We start from the raw sequence: 1,263 nt of genomic DNA on the forward strand, positions 1-1,263 counted from the left end.
GCACCGCGAGCTGCTGGTCGAGCATGTCCCGCCCCAGGCCGGCCTGCCCGCCCGCTTCGCCTTCGAACAGGCCGGACTGCGGGCTCGCCGCGCGCATGCTCTTGATCAGCTCGCGCATGAACAGCGATTCAAACTGCCGCGCCGCCTCGCGCGTGCTCTGCGCGCCCGGGGCGTATTTCAGCGCGTCGAGCGCGCGCACGTCGAGCGCCAGCGCGTTCTGCAGGCCGGTGGCGCCGGATGCGGGCCGGGTCAGCGCCATGGCCGCTCCTCCCGGCGTTCGGACGCGCAGCGGCGGCGCCTCATATGACCTCCAGTTCCGCGCTCAACGCGCCCGCGGCCTGGAGCGCCTGCAGAATGGCCAGCAGGTCGCCGGGGGTCGCGCCCAGCGCGTTCAAGGCCTTGACCAGGTCCGCGAGCTGGGCTGCGGCCGGCAGCGCGATGACGCTGCCCGGCTCCTGGCGCACGCTGATGTCGTTCCTTTGCGCGACCACGGTTTGCCCTGGCGACAGGGGGTTGGGCTGGCTGACGAGCGGCGTCGCGCTGATCGTGATCGACAGATTCCCGTGCGCGACGGCGCAGGGGCCGAGGGTCACGGACTGGTTCAGCACCACCGACCCGGTGCGGGCATTGATGACCACCTTCGCTGACGGCGGCGTGGATGGATCCAGCGGCAGCTCCTCCAATTCGGCGATGAAGTCCACGCGCGCGCCGGGGTCGGCCGGCGCGCGCACCTGCACCGTGCGGCCATCGAGCGCCGTGGCCAGGCCCGCGCCGAGCCGGGCGTTGATCGCCTGCGCGACGCGGCGCGCGGTCTGGAAATCGGATGCGTTGAGCCCGAGCTGGATGCTCTCGCCGGAATGCAGCGCCGTGGGAACGGCGCGCTCGACCTGCGCGCCCTGCGGGATGCGGCCCGCGCTCAGATGATTGATCTGCACCTTGCTGCCGCCGGCCGACGCGCCCGCGCCGCCGACCACCATATTCCCCTGGGCCAGCGCGTAGATTTCGCCGTCGGCGCCGCGCAAGGGGGTGGCGATCAGGGTGCCGCCGCGCAGCGAGCGGGAATTGCCCATGGACGATACGTTCACGTCGATCGTCTGGCCCGGTTGCGCAAACGCGGGCAGCTGCGCGGTGACGATCACCGCCGCGACGTTCTTCGGCTGCAACTGCGCGGCCGCGCCGGGCGCCAGACCGATCCCCAGCTGCTGCAGGTAGTTCGCCAGGGTCTGCGTGGTGTAGGGCATCTGGTTCGTCTGGTCGCCCGTT

At 71.9% G+C, this 1,263-nt stretch carries 2 protein-coding genes; both read right to left on the reverse strand.

All coding sequences use genetic code 11. The features are described 5' to 3' along the window. Positions 1 to 259 (reverse strand): rod-binding protein (locus tag VTU_RS25995; RefSeq protein ID WP_010102053.1); only part of this gene is annotated, 259 nt, incomplete at its 3' end. 40 nt (positions 260 to 299) lie between these two features. Then, positions 300 to 1,263: flagellar basal body P-ring protein FlgI (locus VTU_RS0106040; RefSeq protein ID WP_010102055.1), on the reverse strand; the 964-nt coding region annotated here is incomplete at its 5' end.

It is taken from the genome of Verminephrobacter aporrectodeae subsp. tuberculatae At4 (genome assembly GCF_000193225.1).
GTDB classification, from domain to species: Bacteria; Pseudomonadota; Gammaproteobacteria; order Burkholderiales; family Burkholderiaceae_C; genus Acidovorax; species Acidovorax aporrectodeae.